Annotated in this window: 1 protein-coding gene; it reads right to left on the reverse strand. The window is 61.1% G+C overall.

Going from position 1 to position 895, the window contains the following annotated elements:
- A partial coding sequence (locus tag KVG95_RS29610) for an immunoglobulin-like domain-containing protein (protein WP_217858961.1) occupies positions 1 to 895 on the reverse strand: 895 nt, incomplete at both ends.

The raw sequence follows: 895 nt of genomic DNA on the forward strand, positions 1-895 counted from the left end.
GGTGTCGGTCACCGAGGTATCCGCCGACTTGCCGTCGACGTCCAGCTTCTCGTAATTACCGCCCGTTGCGCCGTCAATCTTGACGCTCAGGGAGCTGCCGCCCGCCAGCGGGCTGTTTGGCGCGACAAAGTTCACGCTGCCGGTAGTTTCGCCGACCGGGATAGTGATGCTCTGGCCGTTGGACAGGGTGACGACCACTGGCGCACCTGTGACGGGTGCGCTGACCGTCGCGGTGTAGACCACGGTTTCGCCTTCGGCGACATTCGCGGTGGCACTCAGCGAAACGGTGCTGGTATCAATGGTGTCGTTGACGGTGGTCACCGCCGGGGTGTCGCTAGCCACCAGGTTTTCGAAGTTGCCGCCGGTCGCATCCTTGATGGTTGCTTCTACGGTGCCGGTGTCTTTGTAGACGTCGTCCTTCGGCGCATCGACGGTCACGGAACCAGTAGTTTTACCCGCTTCGATGGTGATGATGGCGCCATTGCTCAGCGTGACGGTCACTGGTGTGCCGGCCGCATTGGTCAGAGTTGCCGTGTAGGTGATCTGGCCGCCTTCATCCACGGTGCCGGTCGCGGTCAGCGACAGATTGGTGGTATCCGCAGTGTCAGTGACCGAGGTGTCGGCCGACTTGCCGTCGACTTCCAGCTTCTCGTAGTTACCACCTTTGGCATCGTCGATCTTGACGCTCAGAGAGCTGCCACCAGCCAGTGCATCGTTTGGCGCAACGAAGTCGACAGAACCGCTGCTCGAGCCGACCGGAATGGTGATGGTCTGGCCATTGGACAAAGTGACAATCACCGGCGAACCGGTGACAGGCGATGTCACGGACGCGGTGTAAACCACGGTCCCACCTTCAGCCACAGTGCTGGTCGCAGTGAGGTTCACGGTCGAGGTA

The organism is Pseudomonas farris, from assembly GCF_019145235.1.
Lineage (GTDB): Bacteria > Pseudomonadota > Gammaproteobacteria > Pseudomonadales > Pseudomonadaceae > Aquipseudomonas > Aquipseudomonas farris.